This is a genomic window from Pseudomonas sp. UBA2684 (genome assembly GCA_002354655.1).
Classification (GTDB): domain Bacteria; phylum Pseudomonadota; class Gammaproteobacteria; order Pseudomonadales; family Pseudomonadaceae; genus Aquipseudomonas.
The window spans coordinates 56,701-81,938 of sequence record DELY01000058.1 but is presented as its reverse complement, the minus strand read 5'-3'; the positions used below and the strand labels follow the sequence as shown (position 1 = coordinate 81,938).

Here is a 25,238-nt window from a genome sequence, read left to right as displayed (position 1 = left end):
ATAAATCCGCTCCCACAAAAGCGTGGCTTCTCCTGCAACACGCAACTGGGACAGAGCCATAAAAAAAGGCACGGGGATCAGCCCGTGCCTTTTTGCCCAACGCCAGGTCGAGTGTTACAGGTAGAACGATTTCAGCGGCGGGAAGCCGTTGAATTCCACGGCGCTGTAGCTGGTGGTGTAGGCGCCGGTGGACAGCCAGTACAGGCGGTCGCCGATGGCCAGGTTGAGCGGCAGGCCGTACTTGTAATGCTCGTACATGATGTCGGCGCTGTCGCAGGTTGGCCCGGCGATTACCACTTCTTCCATCTCGCCTTTCTTCTCGGTCCAGATCGGGAACTTGATCGACTCGTCCATGGTTTCGATCAGGCCGCTGAACTTGCCCACGTCCACGTAAACCCAGCGCTCGACGGCGGTACGCGACTTGCGCGCTACCAGCACCACTTCGCTGACCAGGATGCCGGCGTTGGCGATCAACGAACGGCCCGGTTCGAGGATGATTTCCGGCAGATCGTCGCCGAAGTCTTCCTTGAGGAAACGGATGATTTCCTCGGCGTAGGTTTCCAGGCTGTTGGTGCGGGTGATGTAGTTGGCCGGGAAGCCGCCGCCCATGTTGATCAGCTTGAGGGTGATGCCGTCTTCTTCCTTGAGGCGCTCGAAGATCACCTTGACCTTGGCGATGGCCGCATCCCACACGGAGATGTCGCGCTGCTGCGAGCCGACGTGGAAGGACAGGCCATAGGGCACCAGGCCCAGGTCACGGGCGAGGATCAGCAGGTCCATGGCCATGTCGGTCTGGCAGCCGAACTTGCGCGACAGCGGCCAGTCGGCGGTGGTCGAACCTTCGGTGAGGATGCGCACATAGACTTTCGCGCCCGGTGCGGCCTTGGCGATATTGCGCAGGTCGGCCTCCGAGTCGGTGGCGAACAGGCGCACGCCCTTATCGAAGAAGTAACGGATGTCCTTGGATTTCTTGATGGTGTTGCCGTAGCTGATGCGCTCCGGGCCAACGCCGGTAGCCAGCACCTTGTCCAACTCGTAGATCGAGGCGATGTCGAAGCTCGAGCCTTTGTCGCGCAGCAACTCGATGATCTCGGTGGCCGGGTTGGCCTTGACCGCGTAATACACCTTGGCGAATTCGAAGCCGGCGCGCAGGTCGTCATAGGCCTGGCTGATGATCGCGGTATCGATCACCACGAACGGGGTTTCGTGCTGATCGGCAAACGCCTTCATGCGCTGGAAGGTAGCGGGTGCGTAATAGTCTTCGACCTTGATCGACATGCGGGGACTCCAAATGGCAAAACCAGGAACACAATGATTCGGGCAATTGAACCGGGCAGTGGTTCAACTACGTGTCGGGGGCGGCCGGCACAACGATGTGCCCGCCTGAACGTCTGATCAGTTTCCCCACTTTGGTTCGCCTACTTCCCAAGGCATGTCGCCGAGTACCAGAGAGGTCTCTCGTCGTCAGTACTTGAGCCGGATGGATCGTTGCCAGCATGGACGTTCGGGCGCGAACTTTAGGGCCATGGGGGGCTGAGATCAATCAAAAAATGCCGTGCTTTTGACCCCCTTTGTCGCCTTATCGATTGATCGTTTTATATTCAAAACAAAACGTCATGGAATGCTGCACAAAGCGCGAAAAACCCGTGGTTTTCGCCCCTGACTACAGGTCGCCGCGCTGAGCGGCGTTTACCGTTATAATCGCCGCCTTTTTTGACAGACCGACTATTTAGTCGACGGGCTCCCGCACAATGACCACCCAGGCCATCGAAGTCGGCAAACGCCGCACGTTCGCGATCATTTCCCACCCCGACGCCGGTAAAACCACGATTACCGAGAAGCTGCTGCTGATGGGCAAGGCGATTGCCGTCGCCGGCACGGTGAAGTCGCGCAAGAGCGACCGCCATGCGACGTCCGACTGGATGGAAATGGAAAAGCAGCGCGGCATCTCCATCACCACCTCGGTGATGCAGTTCCCCTACCGCGAGCATATGGTCAACTTGCTCGACACCCCGGGCCACGAAGACTTCTCGGAAGACACCTACCGCACCCTGACGGCGGTGGACAGCGCGCTGATGGTGCTCGACGGCGGTAAGGGTGTGGAGCCACGCACCATCGCTCTGATGGATGTGTGCCGCCTGCGTGACACGCCGATTGTCAGCTTTATCAACAAGCTCGACCGCGATATCCGCGACCCGATCGAACTGCTCGACGAGATCGAAGCCGTCCTGAAGATCAAGGCCGCGCCGATCACCTGGCCGATCGGTTGCTACCGCGACTTCAAGGGCGTGTACCACCTGGCTGACGACTACATCATTGTCTACACCGCCGGTCACGGCCACGAACGCACCGAAACCAAGATCATCCAGCACCTCGACTCGGACGAGGCCCGTGCCCACCTGGGCGACGAGTACGAGCGTTTTGTCGAGCAGCTGGAGCTGGTGCAGGGCGCCTGCCACGCGTTCAACCAGCAGGAATTTCTCGACGGCCAACTGACCCCAGTGTTCTTCGGCACCGCGCTGGGCAACTTCGGTGTCGACCATGTGCTGGATGCGGTGGTCGACTGGGCACCCAAGCCGCTGGCACGGGTGGCCAACGAGCGCACCGTGGAGCCGGTGGAAGAAAAATTCAGCGGTTTCGTGTTCAAGATCCAGGCAAACATGGACCCCAAGCACCGCGACCGCATCGCCTTTATGCGTATCTGCTCCGGCAAGTACAGCCAGGGCATGAAGATGCGCCACGTGCGCCTGGGCAAGGACGTGCGCGTCGGCGACGCCCTGACCTTCTTCTCCAGCGAGCGCGAGATGCTGGTCGAGGCCTATGCCGGCGACATCATCGGCCTGCACAACCACGGCACCATCCAGATCGGCGACACCTTCAGCGAGGGCGAGGCGCTGGGCTTTACCGGTATCCCGCACTTCGCCCCGGAACTGTTCCGCCGCGTGCGCCTGAAAGACCCGCTGAAATCCAAGCAACTGCGCCAGGGCCTGCAACAGCTGGCCGAGGAAGGCGCGACCCAGGTGTTCTTCCCCGAGCGCAGCAACGACATCATCCTCGGCGCGGTCGGCGTGCTGCAGTTCGACGTGGTCGCCAGCCGCCTGAAAGAGGAATACAAGGTCGAGTGCGCCTACGAGCCGATTACCGTGTGGTCGGCGCGCTGGATCGACTGCAGCGACAAGAAGAAGCTTGAGGAGTTCTCCAACAAGGCGGTGGAAAACCTCGCCCTGGACGGCGGCGGCCACCTTACCTACCTGGCGCCGACGCGGGTCAACCTGGCGCTGATGGAAGAGCGCTGGCCAGACGTGAAATTCCGCGCGACGCGCGAGCATCATTGATCGGTGATCGGTGGTGAAGCCAACCCTCACCCCAGCCCTCGGCTTTAGTGTCCTGCGTCGCCCTACCTCCTGCATCCATGCAGTCGTCTCCCTAAAAAGGAGAGGGGGCCTGATCGGTGGCGGCTGGATTGATCGCGTTTAGCCGGTTCGCCCTGCTCCTCATTCGTGAAGCGGGCCTGGCTAAGAACCAACAGACAGACTGCAATTATCGGCTTCACACGGTCGGCTCCCTCTACCCTCCGGGGAGAGGGCTGGGGTGAGGGGCAGCTATCTCAGCCTGCCGCAAAATCTCCGCCAGCAGCTCGGGCATCTGCAACAACACCTCCCGGTTACTGAAGCGAATCACCCGAATCCCGTGGCCACCCAGATAGCGACTGCGCTCGGCATCCCGGTGCAAAGCCTGATCGCTAAAATGCTGCCCACCATCCAGCTCGACCGCCAGCCCCAGCTCCGCACAGTAGAAATCCAGCACATAGGGCGGCAAGGGATATTGCCGACGGAACTTGAAACTGCCGAGCTGGCGATTCCTCAGACACTGCCAGAGCAACTTCTCGCAATTGGTCTGATCACGTCGCAACTGCTTGGCAAACTTACGCTGCTCGGTCGTGGGGCGTTGGGGACCATTGGGCATGCTTCACCTCCGTGTGAAATTCTCCCCTCACCCTAGCCCTCTCCCCTCCGGGGAGAGGGGACTAATTTGTACGCGTCCAGGAGATCATTGCCAGGCACAAATATAGGCGAGCAATCAATTGCTGACACACCCCGCTACGCCTTCTCCCCCGCCACCACCAGCTCCAGCACCTCGCCTTTTTTGATCAGCGCATACACCACCCCGGTCAACACGCTGCCGGCGACTATCGCCAGCAGGTACAGCAGCGCATGGTTGATTGCATTGGGGATCAGCAGCACGAACAGGCCGCCATGCGGCGCCATCAGTTTGCAGCCGAAATACATCGACAGCGCACCAGTCAGCGCGCCGCCGGCGATGCTCGCCGGGATCACCCGGAACGGGTCCTTGGCGGCGAAGGGAATCGCCCCTTCGGAGATAAAGCACAGCCCCAAAATACCCGCCGCCTTGCCCGCCTCGCGCTCGCTCTGGGCGAACTTGCGCCGCGCCAACAGTGTGGCGATGGCCATGCCAATCGGCGGCACCATGCCGGCGGCCATGGTCGCCGCCATCGGCGCGTAACTCTGCGAGGCCAACAGGCCCACGGAGAAGGCGTAAGCCGCCTTGTTGATCGGCCCGCCGAGGTCCACGCACATCATCCCGCCGAGCAGCAGACCGAGGAGGATCGCGTTGGTACTGCCCATGCTGTCGAGAAAGCTGGTCAAGCCGATCAGCATGCCCGCCACCGGCTGACCGACCACATAGATCATCACCAGGCCGGTAAACAGGCTGGCCAGCAGCGGGATGAGCAGAATCGGCTTGAGCGCCTCGACACTCGCCGGCAGCTGCAACCAGCGATTCAGCGCCCGTGCGGCATAGCCGGCGAGAAAGCCGGCGATGATGCCGCCAATAAACCCGGCGCCGAGGCTGCTGGCGAGCAGGCCGCCGATCATCCCCGGCGCCAGTCCTGGGCGGTCGGCAATCGAATAGGCGATGTAACCGGCCAGCACCGGCACCATCAGTTTGAACGCCGCTTCGCCGCCGATCTGCATCAGCGCCGCCGCCAGGCTGCCCTCCTCCTTGAACGCTTCGATGCCAAAGACGAACGACAGGGCGATCAGCAAACCGCCGGCCACCACCATCGGCAACATGAAGGACACCCCGGTGAGCAGGTGCTTGTAAGGCCCGGCCTGACCGCCGGCAGCGCCCGCCTGAGTCGCGTCGGCCTTGCCGGCCGCCAATGGCTGGGCTTCAGCCCGCGCGCGCTCAAGGGTTTGCTTGGGCTGTTTGAGAGCCACGCCGGTGCCGCAGCGAAAGACCTTCTTGCCGGCGAAACGCGCGGTATCCACCTCGATATCGGTGGCCAGCAACACCACCTCGGCGGCGGCGATGGCGGCGTCATCGAGCAGGTTGCGCGCTCCCACCGAGCCGCGGGTTTCCACCTGCAAGTCGTAGCCCAGTTGTGCGGCCGCCTGTTGCAAGGCTTCGGCGGCCATAAAAGTGTGCGCCACACCGGTCGGGCAGGCAGTCACGGCGACCAGCCGCGGACGTGCCGACGCCGGCGTCACCGGCGTGGCCTGCGCCTGCAACATCGGCGCCTGAGCGGCGGCATCACGTAAGAACTGCTGTGGATCGACCAGCGCCTGGGCCGGCGTCGATTGGCATACGCGCTTGCCGACAAAGCGCTGCAAGTCCAGGTCGCCGGTCTTGACCACCACCACCAACTCGGCGGCGGCGATATCCGCCTCGCTCAGCGGCGAGCCGATGGCCTTGGGGTCGTGCACCTCGACGCGGGTGGACCAGCCCAGGCGTAGCGCCGCCGCCTCCAGCAGGCGCGAGCAGAGCACGCTGGTCACCATGCCGTTCGGGCAGGCTGTAACGATCAGCAGATTCATAAACATGACCTCTTATTGTTCTAAATCAGGGGCGTGACAACCACGCCTGCTTCCAGGCGCGCCAGCTGTTCCCTGTCGTGAATACCAAAACCGAGTTGGGTCACCGCCTGCGCGGCAATCGCGGTGGCCAGGCGCAGCGTGTGCTCGGCCGGCCAGCCGCTGAGCAGGCCATGCACGGTGGCGGCGAGCAACGAATCGCCGGCGCCCACGGTGCTGACCACCGCGACGCTGGGCGGCTGCGCCTGCAAGGCGATACCTGGGCCAAACCAGCTGACGCCTTCGGCACCGCGCGACAGCAGCACATGCTCGACCCCCTGCGCACGCAGGCTTAGCGCCGCCTGCTCGACCGTCGCGCGCGCGGCGTCGGGCAAGTCGCAGGCCTCGGCCAGTTCCTCTGCATTCGGTTTGATCAACCAGGGCGCCACCGCCAAGCCGGCGCGCAAGGCGCTGCCGCTGCTGTCCAGCGCCAGCGGCAGACCGAGCGCCTTGAGCCGACGCAACAAGGCGACGAACCACTCGCTGCTGACACCTTGCGGCAAGCTGCCGGCCACCACGATGGCATCGTGGCCGGCGGCGATCTGTTGCAACCGCTCGAGCAATTCGGTGTGGTGGCTGGCCTGCGTCTGCGGCCCCGGCCCGTTGAGGTCGGTGATGCGCCCGCTGCGTTCGGCCAGCTTGATATTGCTGCGGGTTTCCCCCGGCACGCGGACGAAGGCGTCGACAAACCCGCGGCGGGCGAACAACGCCTCGAACGGCGCCGCATTGGCGGCGCCGAGAAAGCCGCTGACCGTGACCTTGTGGCCCAGGTCGGCCAGCACCTGCGCGACGTTCAGCCCTTTACCGGCGGCATGGCTGCTCAAGCCCTGGCTGCGATTGACCGCGCCGGGCTGCAAGGTATCCAGGCTCACCGTCAGGTCCAGCGCGGGGTTCAGAGTCAGGCTGAGAATCCGGGCCATCAGTTGTGCTCCTCGACCAGGGCACGCACCGCGGCGCCACTTTCCAGCGTCAGCGCCTGCTGGGCCAGAGCCTGGCTGTGGCGCCAGTCGAGTTCGCGCACGCGCGCCTTGACCAGGGCAATCGAGCGCGCCGACACACTCAGTTCGTCCACGCCCAGGCCGACCAGCAGCGGCACGGCGAGCATGTCGCTGGCCAACTCGCCACAGATGCCGACCCATTTGCCGTGGGCATGCGCCGCCTCGACGGTCATGCCGATCAGGCGCAGCACCGCCGGGTGCAAGCCGTCGGCCTGAGCCGACAAGGTGGGGTGGCCACGGTCGATGGCCAGGGTGTATTGGGTCAGGTCGTTGGTGCCGATGCTGAAGAAGTCCACTTCACGCGCCAGTACCGGCGCCAGCAAGGCCGCCGAGGGCACTTCGACCATGATCCCCAGTTGCAGGTCGGCCACTGGCAATTCCTCGCGCAGGCGCAGGGTCATGTCGCGCGCCGCGCGCCATTCTTCGACGCCGCCGACCATCGGGAACATGATCCGCAGCGGGCGCCCGGCAGCCGAGGCGAGCAAGGCGCGCAGCTGGGTTTCGAGAATGTCCGGGCGCTGCAAGCTGAGGCGGATGCCGCGCACGCCGAGAAACGGGTTCTCCTCCGCCGGCATCGGCCAATAGGGCAACGGCTTGTCGCCGCCGACATCCAGGGTGCGCACCACCAATGGCCGCCCATCCAGGGCATCGAGCACGCGGCGGTACTCGGCCTCCTGGGTGGCTTGATCGGGAGCCTGCGCGTGATCCATGAACACCAGTTCGGTGCGCAACAGGCCGACCGCTTCGGCACCCAACTCGACCGCCTCGGCGGTTTCGCCGCTGGCGCCGATATTCGCCGCCACTTCCAGTGCATGGCCATCCTGGGTGACCGCCGCGCGCATCCGTTCGGCGTGCGCGCGGTCGCGCCGCTGCTGGCTGGCCTCGCGCTCGCGCAGTGCCTGCTGCAAGGTCTGCTCGTCCGGCGCCACCCGCACCAGGCCGTGGTCGCCATCCAGCAACAACGCCGTACGCTGCGCCAGAGCCAAAACCTGCGCGCCGGCCCCGACCACCGCCGGGATGCCCAGGGCGCGGGCGATGATCGCGCTGTGCGCGGTGGCGCCACCGCGGGCGGTAAGAATGCCGGCCACGCGCTGGCGGTTGAGGCTGGCGACATCCGACGGCGCCACTTCGTCCATCACCAGGATGTAGGGTTCGTCCGGTTCGCGCAGCGCCTCGACGCCACACAGGTGCGCCAACACGCGCCGCCCGATATCGCGCAGGTCGGCGGCGCGCTCGGCCAGCAGGCGGTCGTGCAAGGCTTCCTGCTGTTGCGCCGCCGCTTCGATCTCAGCGATCCAGGCCGCTTCGGCGCTGCTTCCCGCGGCCAGGCGCGCGTCGACATCCTCACGCAGCGCCGGGTCGCGCAGCATGGCCTGGTGGGTGATGAATATCTCGCGAATATTGCTCTGCGCGGAGGCCTCGACCAGCCGCTGGATATCCGCAATCACCTGCTCCAGCGCCTGGCCCAAGCGCTGCCGCTCGACGCTGACGCCCGCACCGCGCAGCGGATAGTCGAGCACCTGCGGCACACGCACCAGCGCCGGGCCGATGGCAATCCCCGGCGCTGCCGCCACCGCCTGGATGCGCGCCCCCGGTGCCGGCGCCGCGACCGGCGCCTGCGCAGCGGGCTCAGCCTTCGCCGGCGCGGCGTCGGCCGGCAGCGGTAAGGGCTCGACAGTTTCGCCCAGGCCGGCCTGCACCACCGCCTGCAACGCCGGCAGTGCATCGGCGGCAATCGCCGGTTCGGCGCTGAACTCCAGCGCCTGGCCGCGCCGTGCGCCCAGCCCGAGCAATTTGCTCAGGCTTTTGGCCGACACCCCACGCCCCAGTTCGTCCACCAGACGCACGCGCACCTCACCGGCGAAGGCCTGGGCGACTTCGCTCAGAATCTTGGCCGGGCGCGCATGCAGGCCGTGGGCATTGGCCAGGGTGATGCGCAGCGTCGGCCAATCTTCGACCACCTCGCCGCCCAGGGCTTCGAGCACACTGCGGCTGGAGGTGGCCTGGCTGAATGCCGCGCCACGCCCCTCGACCAACAGGTCGCAGAGACGTTCGAGCAACTGGCGATGCGCCTCGCCGAGGCTGGCCAGGCAGAACAATCCGTTGAGCGGCTGGCCGTCCCGTTGCAGCGCCTGCGCCGGCGTGACAAAGGCCAGGCCGGGGCGCTGCACCGCCTGTTCGCTGTGCAACCACCACAGGCCATTGCCCAACGGCAGCGGCGGCTGTTGCGTCAGGCTGGTGGCGAAGCCGGATTCGACGCAGCCGGCCTTCTTCAACAAGCGCGCGCCGTGCAGCAGCAGCTCGTCGAAATCCTCGGCCGCCACCCCCAGGCCAATCAGTTGGCTGTCCAGCGCCAGCTCCTGCGGCGCGCCTTGCAGCAACGCGACGAGCGCCTCGGGCTCCTGCGCGTCGCGCAGTGCCTGACTCAAATCGCCCTCGCCGAGCGCCCGAGTGAGCAATTGCAGCAGATGCAGGTGCTCGTCGGAACGCGCGGCGATGGCAATCGCCAGGTAAACCTGCTGGCCATCGCCCCAGTCCACGCCCTCGGGAAACTGCATCAGGCGCACGCCGGTGCTGTACACCTGGTCGCGGGTTTGCGGGGTGCCGTGGGGAATCGCGATGCCCTGGCCAAGGTAGGTCGAGCCCTGCGCTTCGCGCGCCTGCATACCGGCGAGGTAACCCGGCGCGACCAGGCCATCGTCGATCAACCGCTCGGCGAGCAGCGCCAGCGCCGCCGGTTTATCCGCTGCGGCGCAGCCCATCTGGATCTGCGTGGTATTCAGTTCGAGCATTGGGTATCTCCTCTGGCGAGTGACGCTGCCGGTCACGAACGGCGCACGCTACCCGCCAAGGATAGCCAATCGCGTCGTTTGCTGAATCGTTTCATCAAGGACTGGAAACGTTACCTGATAATGGGTAATCCTAGAAGCCCGGACATCATCCGCCCGTCCCACCGTGCAGGACGCTTGCCTTGAAACTCACTGACATCGCCCGTCTGGCCCAGGTTTCCGTGACCACCGCCAGCTATGTGATCAACGGCCAGGCCGCCCAGCGGCGAATCAGCGCCGCCACCGTGGCGCGCGTGTTGGAAGTGGTCGAACGCCACGGCTATCGCCCGGACCAGCAAGCGGCTGGCCTGCGCCGGGGGCAGAGCCGCTGCCTGGGATTTATCCTGCCGGACCTGGAAAACCCCAGTTACGCACGCCTGGCCAAGTTGCTCGAACAACGCGCGCGCAGCGCCGGTTATCAATTGCTGATTGCCAGCTCGGACGACGACCCGGCCAGCGAGCGACAACTGCTCGAGCTGTTTCGCTCGCGGCGCTGCGACGCGCTGATCGTTGCCAGTTGCCTGCCGCAGGACGACCCGGTCTACCCACGCCTGGTCGCGGCCGGCGTGCCGGTGATTGCCGTCGACCGCGCGCTCGACCCGGCACATATCCGCTCAGTGGTCAGCGACGATCGACAGGCCGGCGCCCTGCTTACCCGCAGCCTGCTCGCCCCGCCGCCACGGCATATCGCGCTGCTCGGCGCACGCGCCGAGCTGCCCATCAGCCAGGCGCGGGAGCACGGTTTTCGCGAAGTCCTGGCCGGTTTCGCCAGCACCATCAGCGTCAGCCACGGCGCGCAGTTCAGCCGCGCCTGCGGCTACCGGCAAATGCAGGCGCTGCTGACAAGTGACGCGGGCCTGCCGGACGCCCTGGTCACCACCGCCTACGTTTTGCTGGAAGGCGTACTCGATGTGTTGCAGGAGCACAGCGGCGACGATTTCACCGGCCTGCGCCTGGCGACCTTCGGCGATACGCAGTTGCTGGACTTCCTGCCGCTGCGGGTCAACGCGATATCGCAGCAGCATGAGCGGATCGCCGAGCGGGTGCTGCACTGGGCCATCCGCGCCATCGAAGCCGACGATTACCAGCCCGGCATGGAAGCCATCCCCCGCCTCCTGAAAACGCGCCGCAACGCCCCGCCGTTGTGAGGCCGACAGGCTTCGCGGCACGCTGCAGCCCAGCCGGGCAGACACGCGCGACTGGCGCGGCGCAGTCAAATCGCCGATCCTTTGCGCATGCGCCTGATCGACACCCACACCCACCTGGATTTCCCCGACTTCGACGCCGACCGCACCGAGTTGCTCGTGCGCAGCCGCGACCTAGGCGTGGAAAAACTGCTGGTACTGGGCGTCTACCACGCCAACTGGCAGCGCCTCTGGGACCTGGTGCAGCGCGAGGACGGTTTGTACGCCGCCTTTGGCCTGCACCCGGTCTATCTGCTGCAACATCGCCCCGAGCACCTGAGCGAACTGCGCAACTGGCTACACCGCCTGGCAGGCCATCCGCGCTGCTGCGCGGTGGGCGAGATCGGCCTGGATTACTTCCTCGAACAGCTCGACCGCACCGCCCAGCAGGCCTTGTTCGAGGCACAGCTACAGCTCGCCGCGGAGTTCGAGCTACCGGCCCTGATCCACGTGCGCCGCGCCCATGCCGCGACCATCGCCACCTTGAAGCGCGCCCGGCTCACCCGCGGCGGGATCATTCACGCCTTTGCCGGCAGCGTTGAGGAAGCCCGCGAATACCTCAAGCTGGGCTTCAAACTCGGCCTCGGCGGCGCACCGACCTGGCCCCAGGCCAAGCGCCTGCGCCAGGTGGTAGGCCAATTGCCGCTGGAAGCCATCGTGCTGGAAACCGACGCCCCGGACATGGCCCCCGCCATGCACCCCAAGCAACGCAACAGCCCGGAACACCTGCCCACCATCTGCACCGCGCTGGCCGAACTGATGGCCATCACCCCGGCGGAGCTGGCCGCCGCCAGCAGCCGCAACGCCGCCGAGCTGTTTGGCTGGGACTAGCGCCTAGGGAATATCCGCCTCGATCCGCAGCTGCCCATCCTCAACCCGCGCCAGCAGACGAATGATCGACGGATCGGCAAGCAGGCAATCGGCAAGCGCCGGTTCGAGCTCGAGGCGTAGCCGCCGCACCATGGACCGCGCGCCGAAGCGCACGTCGTGCTCGCGGCAGAGAAAATCCTGCGCTGACTCGTCCAGCAACAGCACACGCCCCTGCCTGCCCAGACGCTGATTGAGTTTGCCCAGCTCGATTTCCAGCAATACCTGCAACCACTCATCCTCGATGCGCTGAAAACCGAGGATGCGGTCAATGCGGTTGAGGAATTCCGGCTCGAAGTGCCGGTGCAACTCGCCCTCGATTATCCGGGCTTCATCCTGCGGGCTCAGGCCCAGCCAGCAGCGCCAGCCGTGCTCGAAGCGCGCACGGTAGTCAGTGACCTCGCGCGCACCGATATTGCTGGTCATAAAGATCAGGCTATTGCGGAAGTCGAGAGTGCGCGTGCCGGCAGCCAGGGTCAGTTGACCGTGTTCGAGAACACCGAGCAGGCTCCGCAGCACGTCCTTGCTGGCTTTTTCCAACTCGTCGAACAGCACGATGCCGGGGCGACTGTAGCTGCCCTGGATCGCCTCGGCGTCGAACAGCGTGGCGCCCTCCTTGCTGCCAACGTAACCCGGCGGCGCACCGGTCAGTGCGGCGGCGTAATGCTCCTGGGCCAGGGTGTGCATGTCGATGCGGCAGAAGGCGTCTGGCCGGCCGTGGATAGCCTGGGCCAGCAGGCGCACGATCTCGGTCTTGCCGACGCCGGTGGGGCCCATGAACAGATTGACCGACAGTGGTCGCTCACGCTCGCCGATGTCGGCCTTGACCACCTTGAGCAAGGATTCAACCTGTTCCAGCACGGCATCTTGGCCGACGATGCGCGCGCGCAGCAGAGCCATTACCTGGGCGGGATCAAAGAGGAAGCGTGATTGCAGCCGGGCAATGCCCTTTTCCTCCAGGCGCTCGCGGTTGCTGTCGATCAGGTCGTTGGCGAAGGGCATAGACCGCCTCAGGTGTTTGAAAAGCTCGCGGCTAAAGCCCCTCCTACAACGGTGGTGTCCCGTGGGAGGGGCTTTAGCCGCGACAGACGAAGGTTCAGGCCGTGCGTTCCTTGCCCGGATGCGGCAACTCGCCCACCGGGCAGTCGGCCACGCCGATGGTGCCGCGGGTTAGTTTTTCCACGTCCTCCTGGGCCTTCTGCGCATCCAGCACCCAGGTGCGGTAGAACTCGAACGGACAATCGGCGATGCCCTTGTCGCCATCACCGGAGTTGTAGATGCCGGTGTAACCACGGTGGAGCAACTTGAACAGGTGGTTCTGCGACTGGTCGTTGGCACGCGCATCGCGGATCTGCGAAACCGACAGCTGGGCGTACTGGATGCCCATTTCCTCCTCGCCGCATTCGCCGAGGGTGCGCCCGTCGAAGCCGATGATCGCCGAGTGGCCGAAGTAGCTGTACACGCCGTCGAAGCCGGCGGCGTTGGCCACCGCCACGTAGCAGTTGTTGGCCCAGGCCATGGTCTTGGACATCAGCACCTGCTGCTCCTTGGCCGGGTACATGTAGCCCTGGCAACGCACGATCAGCTCGGCGCCCTTCATCGCGCAGTCGCGCCAGATCTCCGGGTAGTTGCCGTCGTCACAGATGATCAGGCTGATCTGCATGCCCTTGGGGCCTTCGCTGACGTAGGTGCGATCGCCCGGATACCAGCCCTCGATGGGGCACCAGGGAATGCACTTGCGGTACTTCTGCACGATCTCACCCTGGTCGTTGATCAGGATGAGGGTGTTGTACGGCGCCTTGTGCGGATGTTCCTCGTGGCGCTCGCCAGTGAGCGAGAAGATGCCCCAGGTCTTTGCCTCGCGGCAGGCGGCGGAGAAGATCGCCGTCTCGTCGCCGGGGATGGTCGCGGCGGTGGCCATCATCTCGTCGTGGTCGTACATGATGCCCATGGTGCTGTACTCGGGGAACACCACCAGGTCCATGCCCGGCAGGCCGAGCTTCATGCCCTTGATCATCTCGGCGATCTTGCGCGCGTTGTCGAGCACTTCGGCCTTGCTGTGCAGACGCGGCATCTTGTAGTTGACGACGGCGACGCCGACGGTGTCCGGGCTGCTGGAAATATCGCCGTGACGCATAAGAGGCTCCTCGATTTCAAATGCTCTTGCTAGGAGCCAGCTTGCTGGCTCCTACAGGGGTAGGTTGGGCACCGCCTCAGTGGCTGATCATCCATGGCCGGCCCGCCGGCTTGCCCTTCATCGCATGCGGGTTGGCCTTGGTCGGCGCCAAGGGCTTGTTCAGGGTGCAGCAGCCGCAGCCTTTCGGGTGCTTGCGGTTCTGCTTGTATTCATCGAGCGTCTGCGGCGCATGGGCGCTGCGTTCGTTGGCCGCAATGGCGCGGCGCTGGCTGCCGGGCATGGTCGCCAGGCCCGGAGCAGAAAGAATCACCCGGCCGCTCTGCATACCGCAGGACGGGCAATCGCAGGGCTGGTCGCGTTCGGCCATCGGCCGCAGGCGGGTGAAGTCGCCGCAGTCGGCACAGTCGTATTCGTAAATGGGCATGTTGAAATCCTCGCTCTTCGCTTGATGTCCGCCGTCCCGGCGCAAGGTACGCCGTCCAAAGCAACCTTCCGCCGGGACAGTGGAACTCACTTGTCCGGCGCGATGGGCAGGTCGATGCTGCCATCGAGGTGTTTGATCGGGCCGGAGGCATTGGGGTTGATGTCGAAGTCGAAGATGTCGGTCGGCAGCCACAGCGTGGCGCAGGCGTTGGGCACGTCGACGATGCCGCTGATGTGCCCCTGCACCGGCGCCGAGCCGAGCAGCGCGTAGCCCTGGGCCGGCGAGTAGCCGAACTTGGTCAGGTAGTTGATGGCGTTGAGGCAGGCCTGCTTGTAGGCGATGTTGACGTCGAGGTAGTGCTGCTTGCCGGCCTCGTCCACCGAGATGCCTTCGAAGATCAGGTAGTTGTTGTAGTGCGGGGTGATCGGGCTCGGCTTGAACACCGGGTTCTTGATCCCGTACTTGGCCATGCCGCCCTTGATCAGCTCGACCTTCATGTGCACCCAGCCGGCCATTTCGATGGCGCCGCAGAAGGTGATTTCACCGTCGCCCTGGCTGAAGTGCAGGTCGCCCACCGACAGGCCGGCGCCGTTCACATAGACCGGGAAGAAGATCTTCGAGCCGCGCGACAGGTCCTTGATGTCGCAGTTGCCGCCATGCTCGCGCGGCGGCACGGTGCGCGCGCCGGTCAGCGCGGCCAGGTCGCGGGCCTCGCCCTTCATCTTGCCCATGTGCGCGGTCGGCGCCATCGGCGGGTTGGCCAAGGCCGGCACGCGGTGTGGGTCGGTGTCGATCAGTTCCTGCTCGCGCTTGTTCCAGTCGGCGAGCATCTTGTGGTCCGGCAGGCAGCCAATCAGGCCGGGGTGGATTAGCCCGGCGAAGTTCACCCCCGGAATGTGCCGGCTGCTGGTGAACATGCCTTTGAAATCCCAGATGGCCTTCTGCGCCATCGGGAAGTGGTCGGTAAGAAAGCCACCGCCGTTCTGCCGCGAGAAGAAGCCGTTGAAGCCCCACTGCGAGTCGGCCATGGCGCCGATGTCGAGCAGGTCGACTACCAGCAGGTCGCCCGGCTCGGCGCCATGCACGCCCACCGGGCCGGACAGGTAATGCACGGTGGACAGGTCGACGTCACGCACATCGCTGGCGTCGTCGTTGTTCTTGATCGCGCCGGCGGTCCAGTCGTAGGTCTCCAGGATGAAATCGTCACCCGGCTTGACCCAGCAGGCCATCGGGATATCCGGGTGCCAGCGGTTGTGGATCTGCTCGTTTTCGGTAGCCGGCTGGTTGAGATTGACCTTGATCAGCGTGTCGGTCATGACAAAGCTCCTGGAACCATTGAGGGGGACTTGGCGCCATGGCGCCGGGGTACGGAGCTAGTCTTCAACGTGGCGTGAAATCGGCAAATACGTCGGATGACGTACTGCTGCAGACCAGTATCCACGAGGCCTGGTGGCACTTTTGCGCAGACGAAAAAAGCCGGCGCGCAAGGAGCGCACGCCAGCTGGAAAACTCATAGAGCGCAGCGCTGAAGGCCGCGCCGCCCTACACCGAGAGGTAGCGGCTGATCGTGGCCTCGTCCACCTTGTCGCGGGTTTCTTCCACCACGAACTTGCCCTTTTCGATGACCAGGAAGCGGTCGGCGATTTCCATGGTGAACGACAGCACCTGCTCGGACACCACGATGGTCAGGTCACGCAGGTTGCGGATCTCCTTCAGGGTGCGGGCGATGTCCTTGATGATCGACGGCTGGATGCCCTCGGTCGGCTCATCCAGCAGCAGCACCTTGGGGTTGGTGGCCAGCGCACGGGCGATGGCCAGTTGCTGTTGCTGGCCACCAGAGAGGTTGCCGCCCTTGCGCGCGCGCATCTCGTGCAGCACCGGGAACAACGCATACAAATCCTCTGGCACCTTGCCCTTGGCAGAGGCTGGCAAACCCGTCTGGATGTTCTCCAGCACGCTCATGCTGGGGAAGATCATCCGCCCCTGAGGCACGTAGGCGATGCCGCTCTCGACTCGCTGATGAGTCTCCAGTTTGGATATGTCGCAGCCATCCACGCTGATCTGCCCGCCCCACTGCGGCAGCACGCCCATCAGGCTTTTGAACAGGGTGGTCTTGCCCATACCGTTACGGCCCATCACCGCGACAATCTCGCGCTTGGCCACATTCAGGTTGAGGTCATGGAGGATCTGACTCTGGCCATAGCCGGAGGCGAGGTTGCTGATCTGGAACATGGAAAACTCCTTGTTGAACGTACCCGGATGCCATCCGGGCTAGCGCTGATGGATGCGTGAAGCCACTCAATGCCCCAGATACACCTCAATCACTTTCGGGTTGCTCTGCACCGCCTCCATGCTGCCCTCGGCCAGCACCTTGCCCTGGTGCAGCACGGTGACCTTGTGCGCGATGCTTTTGACGAACTCCATGTCGTGCTCGATCACCAGTACCGAGCGGCCCTTGCTGATGCGCTTGAGCAGTTCGGCGGTCTGCGCCCGCTCGCTGACGCTCATACCGGCCACCGGTTCGTCGAGCATCAGCAGCGCCGGGTCCTGCATCAGCAACATGCCGATCTCCAGCCACTGCTTCTGGCCGTGGGACAGCAGATCGGCTTGCAGGTAAAGGTTATCGGTGAGCATGATTTGCGCCGCGATCTGCTCGACCCGCGCAATCACCTCGGCGGTGCGCTTGAAGAACAGCGCGCCAAACACCTTGCGGCCCTTGGGGTAGGACATTTCCAGGTTCTCGAACACCGTGAGGTTTTCGTAGATCGAGGGGTTCTGGAACTTGCGCCCGATCCCAGCGCGGACGATGTCGAACTCGCGCATCTTGGTCAGCTCGCGGTTCTCGAACTGGATGCTGCCGGCAGTGGCTTTGGTCTTGCCGCAGATCAGGTCGAGCACCGTGGTCTTGCCGGCACCATTGGGGCCGATCACCACGCGCACCTCATTGCGGTCGATGTACAGGTTGAGGTCATCCACCGCCTTGAAACCATCGAACGACACGGTCAGGCCCTCGATGGCCAGCACCGGTTTGGGCATCTGAAATCCACTTGGCTGACTCATGGGGTGGTCTCCAGTTCACGGGCCTGGCTGCTGGCAACGGGGGCTTCGGCGACAGGTGCGGGCTTGGCTGGCGCTGCTGGTTTGCGTACGAGCTTGCCCAGCCATTTGCGCCCGTGGCTTTCCCACAGGCCGGCGATGCCATTGGGGAAGTACATGACCACGGCGATAAACAGCCCGCCCATCAGGTACAGCCACAGCTCGGGAAAGGTTTCGGAAAAATAGGTCTTGCCGTAGTTGACCAGCAGCGCGCCATACACCGCGCCGAGCAGCGACATACGCCCGCCCACCGCAGCAAAGATCACCATCTCGATCGACGGCACGATGCCGACGAAGCTGGGCGACATAAAGCCCACCTGCAAGGCGAACATCGCCCCGCCGATGGCGGAAAACGCCGCCGCCACACAGAACACGAAGATCTTGAAACTGGCCACGTCGTAGCCGGAAAAGCGCACCCGCTCTTCCTTGTCGCGCATCGCCATCAGCAGACGGCCAAGCTTGGAGGCGAGGATAAAACGGCCAATCAGAATGCAGCCGAACAGCAGAAAGGCGTTGATGAAGTAGAGGATCATCTTCGAGCTGTCGTCGCGGATATCCCAGCCCATCAGGGTTTTCAGATCGGTGATGCCGTTGACCCCGCCGGTCAGGCCCTGCTGGCCGATGATCAGCACCGTGAGAATCAGCGCAATCGCCTGGGTGACGATGGAGAAGTACACGTCACCGACACGGCGCTTGAACATCGCCACACCAATCACCAGTGCCAGGATCACCGGCACCGCAATCACCGCCAACAGGGTGAAGCCAAAGCTGTGGAACGGCTGCCAGAGCATCGGCAGTTCGGTGATCTGGTTCCAGTCCATAAAGTCCGGAATACCGGGGGTGGACTGGATCTTGGTGCTTTCCGGGTCACTGGCTTCGAGCTTGAGAAACATCGCCATGCAGTAACCGCCGAGGCCGAAGAACACGCCCTGGCCGAGGCTGAGAATGCCGCCGTAGCCCCAGCAGAGCACCAGGCCAACGGCGACAAAGGCGTAGGTCAGGTACTTGCCGACCATGTTCAGGCGAAAGGCATCCAGCGCCAGCGGGAACACCACCAGAATCAATGTGGCCAGCACCGCCAGGCCGATTGCGCCCTGCTTGCCGCCAAGAAACTTATCGAGTGTCGGGTTCATGGGACGGCTCCTTACTTGCGCACTTTGATGGAGAACAGCCCTTGCGGACGCAGCATCAGAATCAGAATCACCGCAGACAGGGTGAACACCTTGGCCATCGAACCGCTCATAAAGAACTCCATCAGCGACTGCGCCTGGGCAATGCTGAACGCCGAGGCGATGGTGCCGAGCAGGCTCGACGCGCCGCCAAACACCACCACCAGGAAGGTGTCGACGATGTACAGCGAACCGGCGGTTGGACCGGTGGAGCCGATGGTGGTGAAGGCCGCACCCGCCACCCCGGCCACACCGCAACCGAGCGCGAAGGTCATGCGGTCGACCTTCTTGGTATTGATCCCCACGGCGCGGCTCATCACCCGGTTCTGCACCGTGGCACGCACCTGCAAGCCCCAGCGCGAGCGGTAGAGCATGAGGAAGATCATGCCGGTCATCAGCACGGTGAGGCCCATGACAAACAGGCCGTTACGCGGAATGTCGATGGCCTCGGTGGGGTTCCACGAGCCCATCAACCACTCCGGCAAGGTGGCGCTGACTTCCCGCGCACCGAAGATCGAGCGGAACGCCTGCTGCATCACCAGCGACAGCCCCCAGGTGGCCAGCAAGGTGTCCAGTGGGCGCTGGTAGAGCTTGCTGATCATCGCCCACTCGGCAAGCCAGCCAATCGCGCCGGCGATAAAAAACGACAGCACGATGGCGAGAAAAAAATAGTACGGGCCGAAAAACGGCGCGTATTGCTCGGTCAGTACCGAGACCACGTAGGTGGTGTAGGCGCCGATGGTGAGGAACTCACCGTGGGCCATGTTGATCACGCCCATCTGGCCGAAGATGATCGCCAGCCCCAGGGCCATCAGCAGCAGGACGCAGAAAACGGACAAGCCGTTGAAGCCCTGCATGGCCGCGATGGCACCAAATTCCGATAGCCATTCCATGATGATGGTCTCCAGCTGGAAGAAAGAAACACGTCAGCCCGTACAGGCGTCAGGCGCACCCTTGCGGGTACGCCCTGCCCTGAGTCCGGCTTACGCCGCTGTTACTGGTAGCCTTTCGGGAATGGGTTCGGCTCAATCAGGTCGGATTCGAACACCACCTTGAACTGGCCATCCTTCTGCACCTGGCCGATGCGGGTCTTACTCCACAGGTGATGGTTGTCGTGCACCTTGACGTAGCCTTCCGGCGCAGTGGTCAGTTCGATGCCTGGGGAGGCAGCGGCCACCTTGTCGACATCGAAGCTGCCGGCTTTCTCGACCGCAGCCTTCCACAGCCATGGGCCGAGGTAGGCGGCCTGGGTCACGTCGCCGATCACCGAATCCTTGCCGAACTTGGCCTTGAAGGCTTCCACGAAGGCTTTGTTGTTCGGGTTGTCGAGGCTCTGGAAGTACTTCATCGAGGCGTAGAAACCGTCCATGTTCTCGCCGCCGATGCCGAGCAGTTCATCCTCGGTGACCGACAGGGTCAGCAGGTTCTGTTTGGCGCTGGTGACGCCGGCGGCTTTCATCTGCTTGTAGAAGGCCACGTTGGAGCCGCCGACCACAGCGGTAAAGACCACGTCAGGCTTCTTCAGCTTGACCTTGTTGATCAGCGAGCCGAACTGGGTGTTGCCCAGCGGGTAATACTCCTCACCGACCACCTTGCCGCCGAGCACGTTTTCGATGTGCTTGCGGGCGATCTTCATCGAGGTGCGCGGCCAGATGTAGTCCGAACCGATCAGGTAGAAAGTCTTGGCGCCCTTCTCCTTGGCGATCCAGTCGAGGCCTGCGAGGATCTGCTGGGTGGCTTCCTGGCCGGTGTAGATAACGTTCTTCGACTGCTCCAGGCCTTCATAGAAGGTCGGGTAGTAGAGCAGGCCGTTTTCCTTCTCGAACACCGGCAGCACAGCCTTGCGCGAGGCCGAGGTCCAGCAGCCGAATACCGCAGCGACCTTGTCGCCGACCAGTAGCTTCTTGGCTTTTTCAGCGAAGGTCGGCCAATCGGAGGCGCCGTCTTCCTGGATGATCTTGATCTGCCGACCGAGGATGCCGCCGCTGGCGTTGATCTGTTCGATGGCCAGGCGCTCGGCCTGGATCGAACCGGTTTCGGAAATGGCCATGGTGCCGGTGGCCGAGTGCAGCTGACCGACCGTCACTTCGGTGTCGGTCACGGCCAGGCCGGTGGTGTTGACGTCGGCCAGAGCCATCTGGCTGAACACACTGGCCGCCAGCAGCGAGAGTGCCGCAGCACCCAACGCTAGCCGACGAGGGAGAAAGCGAGTCGGTGAATCCATGGTCATGCTCCTCTGGTGGTTTTCCTCCCTGGCTCGCCTTGCGGGTACCAGTTCGGTTCGCCACCAGCATGCGTTTGCCACCGGCGCGGGCGGTATACGCAGGTTGACGTAACGGTATACGTCATCTGACGTACAGCTCCGCGCCCCACGCTGGTGCAAGCTCACGCCCGAGCTGCTGGCAGATAGAAGCTCGCGCGCGCAAGGACGGCGGTTGCAGACGCAGGGCATGGATGTTGCAAATTCAAACAAGCGTATTAGCCACGACTCTGGAGCATCCTTGTGCAACCGACCGGCACCCAGCGCATCGTCAAGATCCGCCGCGACTACAACAGCTGGGTCGCCGACGAGACCATGGAAGACTACGCCCTGCGTTTCACCCCAAAATCGTTTCGCAAGTGGTCAGAGTTGCGCATCGCCAACACCGCACTGAGCGCGGTGTCGTTTCTCGCCCTGGAGGCCATCGGCGGTGCTCTGGCGCTGAGCTACGGCTTTACCAACACGTTGTGGGCCATCCTCGCGGTGAGCCTGGTGATCTTTCTCACCGGCCTGCCGATCAGCTACTACGCCGCGCGCTATGGCGTGGACATGGACCTGCTGACCCGTGGCGCCGGTTTCGGCTATATCGGCTCGACCATCACCTCGCTGATCTACGCCAGCTTCACCTTCCTGTTCTTCGCCCTTGAGGCGGCGATCATGGCCCTGGCGCTGGAGTTGTACTTCAACATCCCGCTGGCGCTGGCCTATGTGATCTGCTCGGTGATCGTCATCCCGCTGGTGGCCTACGGCATCACCCTGATCAACCGCTTGCAGATGTGGACCCAGCCGCTGTGGCTGTTTCTACTGTTCCTGCCCTACATCTTCGTCATCGGCAAAAATCCCGAAGCGCTCAGTGACTGGACCAGCTTCGCCGGGCGCGAAGGCGAAGGCGGTGCGTTCAACCTGCTGTACTTTGGCGCCGCCTGCACCGTGGCCCTGGCACTGGTTACGCAGATTGGCGAGCAGGTCGACTACCTGCGCTTTCTGCCGGAAAAGACTCGGCACAACCGCAAACGCTGGTGGGCCGCGCTGCTGATGGCCGGGCCGGGCTGGATCATCCCCGGCGCGCTGAAAATGCTCGCCGGCGCCTTTCTGGCCTTTCTCGCTTTGCAGCATGAAATCCCCATGGAACGCGCCGCCGAGCCGACGCAGATGTACCTGGTGGCGTTCAACTATGTGTTCAGCTCGCCGGAGTGGGCGCTGGCGGCCATGGTGCTGTTCGTCATCGTGTCGCAGGTGAAGATCAACCTGACCAACGCCTACGCCGGCTCCCTGGCCTGGTCGAACTTCTTTGCCCGCGTCACCCACAGCCACCCGGGGCGCGTAGTGTGGCTGGTGTTCAACGTGGCCATCGCGCTGATGCTGATGGAGCTGGGGGTATTCCAGGCCATTGAGGAAGTGCTCGGCCTGTACGCCAATATCGCCATCGCCTGGATCGGTGCGGTGGTCGCCGACCTGGTGATCAACAAGCCGCTGGGTCTGTCGCCCAAGCACATCGAGTTCAAGCGCGCGCACCTCTACGACATCAACCCGGTGGGCGTCGGCGCCATGCTGATCGCCTCCCTGCTGTCGATCCTGGCCCACGGCGGCCTGTTCGGCCAATTGGCGCAGGCCGCCTCGCCGGTCGTCGCACTCGGCTCGGCCATGCTGTTCGCCCCGCTGATTGCCTGGCTGACCGGCGGGCGCTACTACCTGGCGCGCAGCAGCGATCCGTTGCTGCTTTACCCCCTCGGCGTCACCACCACCGCGCAATGCGGCCTGTGCAGCAACGCCTTCGAGAGTGAGGACATGGCCTTCTGCCCGGCCTACAGCACGCCGATCTGCTCACTGTGCTGTTCACTCGACGCGCGCTGCGGTGATGCCTGCAAGCCGCGGGCGCGGTTGTCCGAGCAGCTCGACGACTTTATTCGCTGGCTGTTCCCACGGGTCTCGATCCCGCGCCTGCACAGCCGCCTGGCGCAGTACCTGGGGCTGCTGACGGTATTGGTGGCGCTGCTGTTCGGCGCCCTGGCGCTGATCTACAGCCAGGTCTCCCAGGGGCTGGTGGCGCAATCAGCGGAGGCGCAGGAAACCCTCTACCTGGCATTTCTCAAAGCCTTTCTGACCCTTTCGCTGTTTGCCGCGATTCTCGCCTGGTGGGTGGTGTTGACCCGCGAAAGCCGCCGGGTGGCCCAGGAGGAATCAGATCGGCAGACCCAGCTGCTGATGCAGGAGATCGAGGCCCACCGCAAGACCGACGAAGCCCTGCAGAAAGCTAAAGAGGCCAGCGAAGCGGCCAACGCAGCAAAAAGCCGCTACGTCACCGGGCTGTCCCATGAGCTGCGCACGCCGCTCAACAGCATCCTCGGCTATACGCAGATTCTGCAGCGCGATTCAGGCATGCCAGGGCAGCATCAGGACGCCCTGGCCACCATCTTTCGCAGCGGCTCGCACCTGCTGTCACTGATCGACGGGCTGCTCGACGTGGCCAAGATCGAGGCCGGCAAGCTCAACCTCGAACTGACGGAAATCCCTTTCCCCGAATTTATCCACCAGCTCGAACGCATGTTCACCCCCCAGGCCGAAGAAAAAGGTCTGCGCTTTCGCCTGGAAATCAGCGGACGCATGCCGTCCGTGGTGCGCGGTGATGAGAAGCGCGTGCGGCAGATTCTGATCAACCTGCTCGGCAATGCGGTGCGCTTCACCGACAGCGGCGAGGTCTGCCTGCGCGTCAGCTACCTGCGCGAGACCGCCAGCTTCGAGATCGTCGACACCGGCATCGGCATCGACCCCGAGCAGATCGAGCGGATCTTCCAGCCGTTCGAGCGCGGCGACCTGATGCGCCAGGACAACGGCGTCGGCCTCGGCCTGACCATCACCCGCATGCTCACCTCATTGATGGGCGGCGAGCTGTCAGTCAAAAGCGTGCCGGACCAGGGCACCAGCTTCCAGGTGCGCCTGTTCCTCTCCGAGGTGCGTGTGCCTCAGGCGGTGGTGCATGTGGAGCACGACATCATTGGTTATCAGGGCCCACGCCGGCTGATTCTGGTGGTGGACGACCATATCGAACACCGCCGCGTGCTGGCCGGCATGCTCGAACCGCTAGGTTTCAACATCGCCCAGGCTGGCAGCGGTCAGGAGGCGATTCGCCAGGCGGCCCTGCTGCACCCCGACCTGATCCTGATGGACCTGTCGATGCCACAGATGGACGGCTGGGAAACCAGCCGGCTGATCCGCCGCAATGCCATGTCCCAGGCGCCGATCATCGTGATTTCCGCCAACGCCTTTGCCGATGACCGCGAACGCAGCGTGGCCGCCGCGTGTAACGACTACCTGGCCAAGCCAGTGCACACCCCGGAACTGCTCGAACGCATCCACAAGCAGCTAGGCCTGCACTGGCTGCGGCGCACTGCGCCACTGCCACCGCTCACGCTCACAACCCGCGTGCTACCAAGCGCCAGTGACCTCGACGCACTGCGTGAACTTGGCGCCATGGGTTATATCCGCGGCATCCAGGAGAAGCTCGACGCCATTGACCGGCTGACACCCGCCAGCGCCAGCTTTACCGCGCCCCTACGCGCCCTGGTGAAAAGCTACCGCCTGGACGAATTCAACCGCCAACTCAAGGAGGCCGAGCATGAACGCGCTGACCAATCCAGCTGAGCACAACCCCAGCCCGGCAGAGCGCGGGGTGATCCTGATCGTCGACGACACGCCGGACAACCTGGCCCTACTCTCCGACGCCCTCGATGAAGTGGGCTATATGGTGCTGGTGGCGCTGGATGGCCTGAGCGCCCTGAGCCGTATCCAGCGACGGCGTCCCGACCTGATCCTGCTCGACGCCATGATGCCAGGGCTGGACGGTTTCGAGACCTGCCAGCGGATCAAGGCCGATGCTGCCACCACCGACATCCCAGTGCTGTTTATGACCGCGCTGACCGACAGTGAACATGTGGTCAAGGGCTTCGCAGCCGGCGGCATCGACTATGTGACCAAGCCGATCAACACCGAGGAAGTCCTCGCCCGCGTAGCTTCGCACCTGCGCACCGCGCGCACCCTGCAAACGGCACGTGCCGCCAGCCAGTCGCCACCGCTGACGCTGAACGACGAGCCAGCCTATACCACCCTATCGGCGCGTTTTCAGCTCACCGAGCGCGAAGTGGAAGTGCTGCGCTGGGTGGCCTGCGGCAAAACCAACCGCGACATCGGCGACATCCTCGGCCTCAGCCCGCGCACGGTGAACAAACACCTGGAACACGTCTACGTCAAACTCGGCGTAGAAACCCGCACAGCCGCCACCTCCGTGGCGCTCTCAGCGATGGCCGAGCGGGTCTCAGGCAAATAAAAATGCTCTGTCCCAGTGACGTGTTGCAGGAGAAGCCGCGCTTTTGCAGGAGCGGATTTATCCGCGAAAATCTTTGAA

General features: G+C 64.0%; 19 protein-coding genes. 5 read left to right on the top strand and 14 right to left on the bottom strand.

Features of this window, described 5'->3' with window-relative positions:
* Positions 1-114 precede the first annotated feature (114 nt).
* Positions 115-1,278: a type III PLP-dependent enzyme gene (locus B3M58_RS21785; RefSeq protein ID WP_296222419.1), complete on the bottom strand. Its 1,164-nt coding sequence runs from the start codon at positions 1,276-1,278 to the stop codon at positions 115-117.
* Positions 1,279-1,751: 473 nt separating this feature from the next.
* Here B3M58_RS21785 and B3M58_RS21780 point away from each other — a divergent pair, with 473 nt between their 5' ends.
* A complete protein-coding gene (locus B3M58_RS21780) occupies positions 1,752-3,335 on the top strand; it encodes a peptide chain release factor 3 (protein ID WP_296222417.1) in 1,584 nt (527 codons plus the stop codon).
* A 232-nt stretch (positions 3,336-3,567) separates the two neighbouring features.
* Here the strand turns inward: B3M58_RS21780 and B3M58_RS21775 are convergent, their stop codons facing one another.
* The 4 genes from B3M58_RS21775 to ptsP form a co-directional block, all read right to left on the bottom strand.
* Complete coding sequence (locus B3M58_RS21775; protein ID WP_296222415.1) at positions 3,568-3,966, bottom strand: endonuclease domain-containing protein; 399 nt, start codon at positions 3,964-3,966, stop codon at positions 3,568-3,570.
* A 134-nt stretch (positions 3,967-4,100) separates the two neighbouring features.
* Entirely contained in the window at positions 4,101-5,837 is a 1,737-nt protein-coding gene (locus B3M58_RS21770) for a fructose-specific PTS transporter subunit EIIC (protein WP_296222413.1), read from the bottom strand.
* A 20-nt stretch (positions 5,838-5,857) separates the two neighbouring features.
* Positions 5,858-6,793: a 1-phosphofructokinase gene (gene pfkB, locus B3M58_RS21765; protein WP_296222412.1), complete on the bottom strand. Its 936-nt coding sequence runs from the start codon at positions 6,791-6,793 to the stop codon at positions 5,858-5,860.
* A complete protein-coding gene (gene ptsP, locus B3M58_RS21760) occupies positions 6,793-9,663 on the bottom strand; it encodes a phosphoenolpyruvate--protein phosphotransferase (protein WP_296222411.1) in 2,871 nt (956 codons plus the stop codon). Before ptsP ends, pfkB begins: the two co-directional genes overlap by 1 nt.
* Before the next feature lie 179 nt (positions 9,664-9,842).
* Between ptsP and cra the strand changes: the two genes are divergently transcribed.
* Together cra and B3M58_RS21750 are read left to right on the top strand one after the other, a co-directional pair.
* On the top strand, positions 9,843-10,847 hold the full coding sequence (gene cra, locus B3M58_RS21755) for a catabolite repressor/activator (RefSeq protein WP_296222410.1): 1,005 nt from the start codon (positions 9,843-9,845) through the stop codon (positions 10,845-10,847).
* A gap of 87 nt (positions 10,848-10,934) precedes the next feature.
* Positions 10,935-11,714, top strand: a complete 780-nt coding sequence (locus B3M58_RS21750; protein WP_296222409.1) for a TatD family hydrolase — start codon at positions 10,935-10,937, stop codon at positions 11,712-11,714.
* Positions 11,715-11,717: 3 nt separating this feature from the next.
* Here the strand turns inward: B3M58_RS21750 and B3M58_RS21745 are convergent, their stop codons facing one another.
* The 9 genes from B3M58_RS21745 to urtA all read right to left on the bottom strand — a co-directional run bounded on the left by B3M58_RS21745 (position 11,718) and on the right by urtA (position 20,800).
* The gene (locus B3M58_RS21745; RefSeq protein ID WP_296222407.1) at positions 11,718-12,752 is read right to left on the bottom strand and encodes an AAA family ATPase; all 1,035 of its coding nucleotides are present in this window, start codon (positions 12,750-12,752) and stop codon (positions 11,718-11,720) included.
* 94 nt (positions 12,753-12,846) lie between these two features.
* A complete protein-coding gene (locus tag B3M58_RS21740) occupies positions 12,847-13,887 on the bottom strand; it encodes an aliphatic amidase (RefSeq protein ID WP_296222406.1) in 1,041 nt (346 codons plus the stop codon).
* A 76-nt stretch (positions 13,888-13,963) separates the two neighbouring features.
* Entirely contained in the window at positions 13,964-14,311 is a 348-nt protein-coding gene (locus B3M58_RS21735; protein WP_296222405.1) for an FmdB family zinc ribbon protein, read from the bottom strand.
* An 86-nt stretch (positions 14,312-14,397) separates the two neighbouring features.
* Positions 14,398-15,627 carry a formamidase gene (fmdA, locus tag B3M58_RS21730; protein WP_296222404.1) on the bottom strand — a complete coding sequence of 410 codons (1,230 nt, stop codon included), beginning with the start codon at positions 15,625-15,627 and terminating at the stop codon, positions 14,398-14,400.
* Between the two features lie 226 nt (positions 15,628-15,853).
* Positions 15,854-16,543, bottom strand: coding sequence for an urea ABC transporter ATP-binding subunit UrtE (urtE, locus tag B3M58_RS21725; protein WP_296222403.1), 690 nt, complete (start codon positions 16,541-16,543; stop codon positions 15,854-15,856).
* A 66-nt stretch (positions 16,544-16,609) separates the two neighbouring features.
* Positions 16,610-17,371, bottom strand: coding sequence for an urea ABC transporter ATP-binding protein UrtD (gene urtD / locus B3M58_RS21720; RefSeq protein WP_296222402.1), 762 nt, complete (start codon positions 17,369-17,371; stop codon positions 16,610-16,612).
* Complete coding sequence (gene urtC, locus B3M58_RS21715; RefSeq protein ID WP_296222401.1) at positions 17,368-18,540, bottom strand: urea ABC transporter permease subunit UrtC; 1,173 nt, start codon at positions 18,538-18,540, stop codon at positions 17,368-17,370. The genes urtD and urtC overlap by 4 nt, the downstream gene beginning before the upstream one ends.
* An 11-nt stretch (positions 18,541-18,551) precedes the next feature.
* Positions 18,552-19,469, bottom strand: a complete 918-nt coding sequence (urtB, locus tag B3M58_RS21710; protein ID WP_167354428.1) for an urea ABC transporter permease subunit UrtB — start codon at positions 19,467-19,469, stop codon at positions 18,552-18,554.
* A 101-nt stretch (positions 19,470-19,570) separates the two neighbouring features.
* Positions 19,571-20,800, bottom strand: coding sequence for an urea ABC transporter substrate-binding protein (gene urtA / locus B3M58_RS21705; protein ID WP_167142666.1), 1,230 nt, complete (start codon positions 20,798-20,800; stop codon positions 19,571-19,573).
* 279 nt (positions 20,801-21,079) lie between these two features.
* Here urtA and B3M58_RS21700 point away from each other — a divergent pair, with 279 nt between their 5' ends.
* Together B3M58_RS21700 and B3M58_RS21695 are read left to right on the top strand one after the other, a co-directional pair.
* Entirely contained in the window at positions 21,080-24,478 is a 3,399-nt protein-coding gene (locus B3M58_RS21700) for an ATP-binding protein (protein WP_296222400.1), read from the top strand.
* Complete coding sequence (locus B3M58_RS21695) at positions 24,453-25,160, top strand: response regulator (RefSeq protein WP_296222399.1); 708 nt, start codon at positions 24,453-24,455, stop codon at positions 25,158-25,160. The genes B3M58_RS21700 and B3M58_RS21695 overlap by 26 nt, the downstream gene beginning before the upstream one ends.
* The last annotated feature ends 78 nt before the right edge of the window (positions 25,161-25,238 follow it).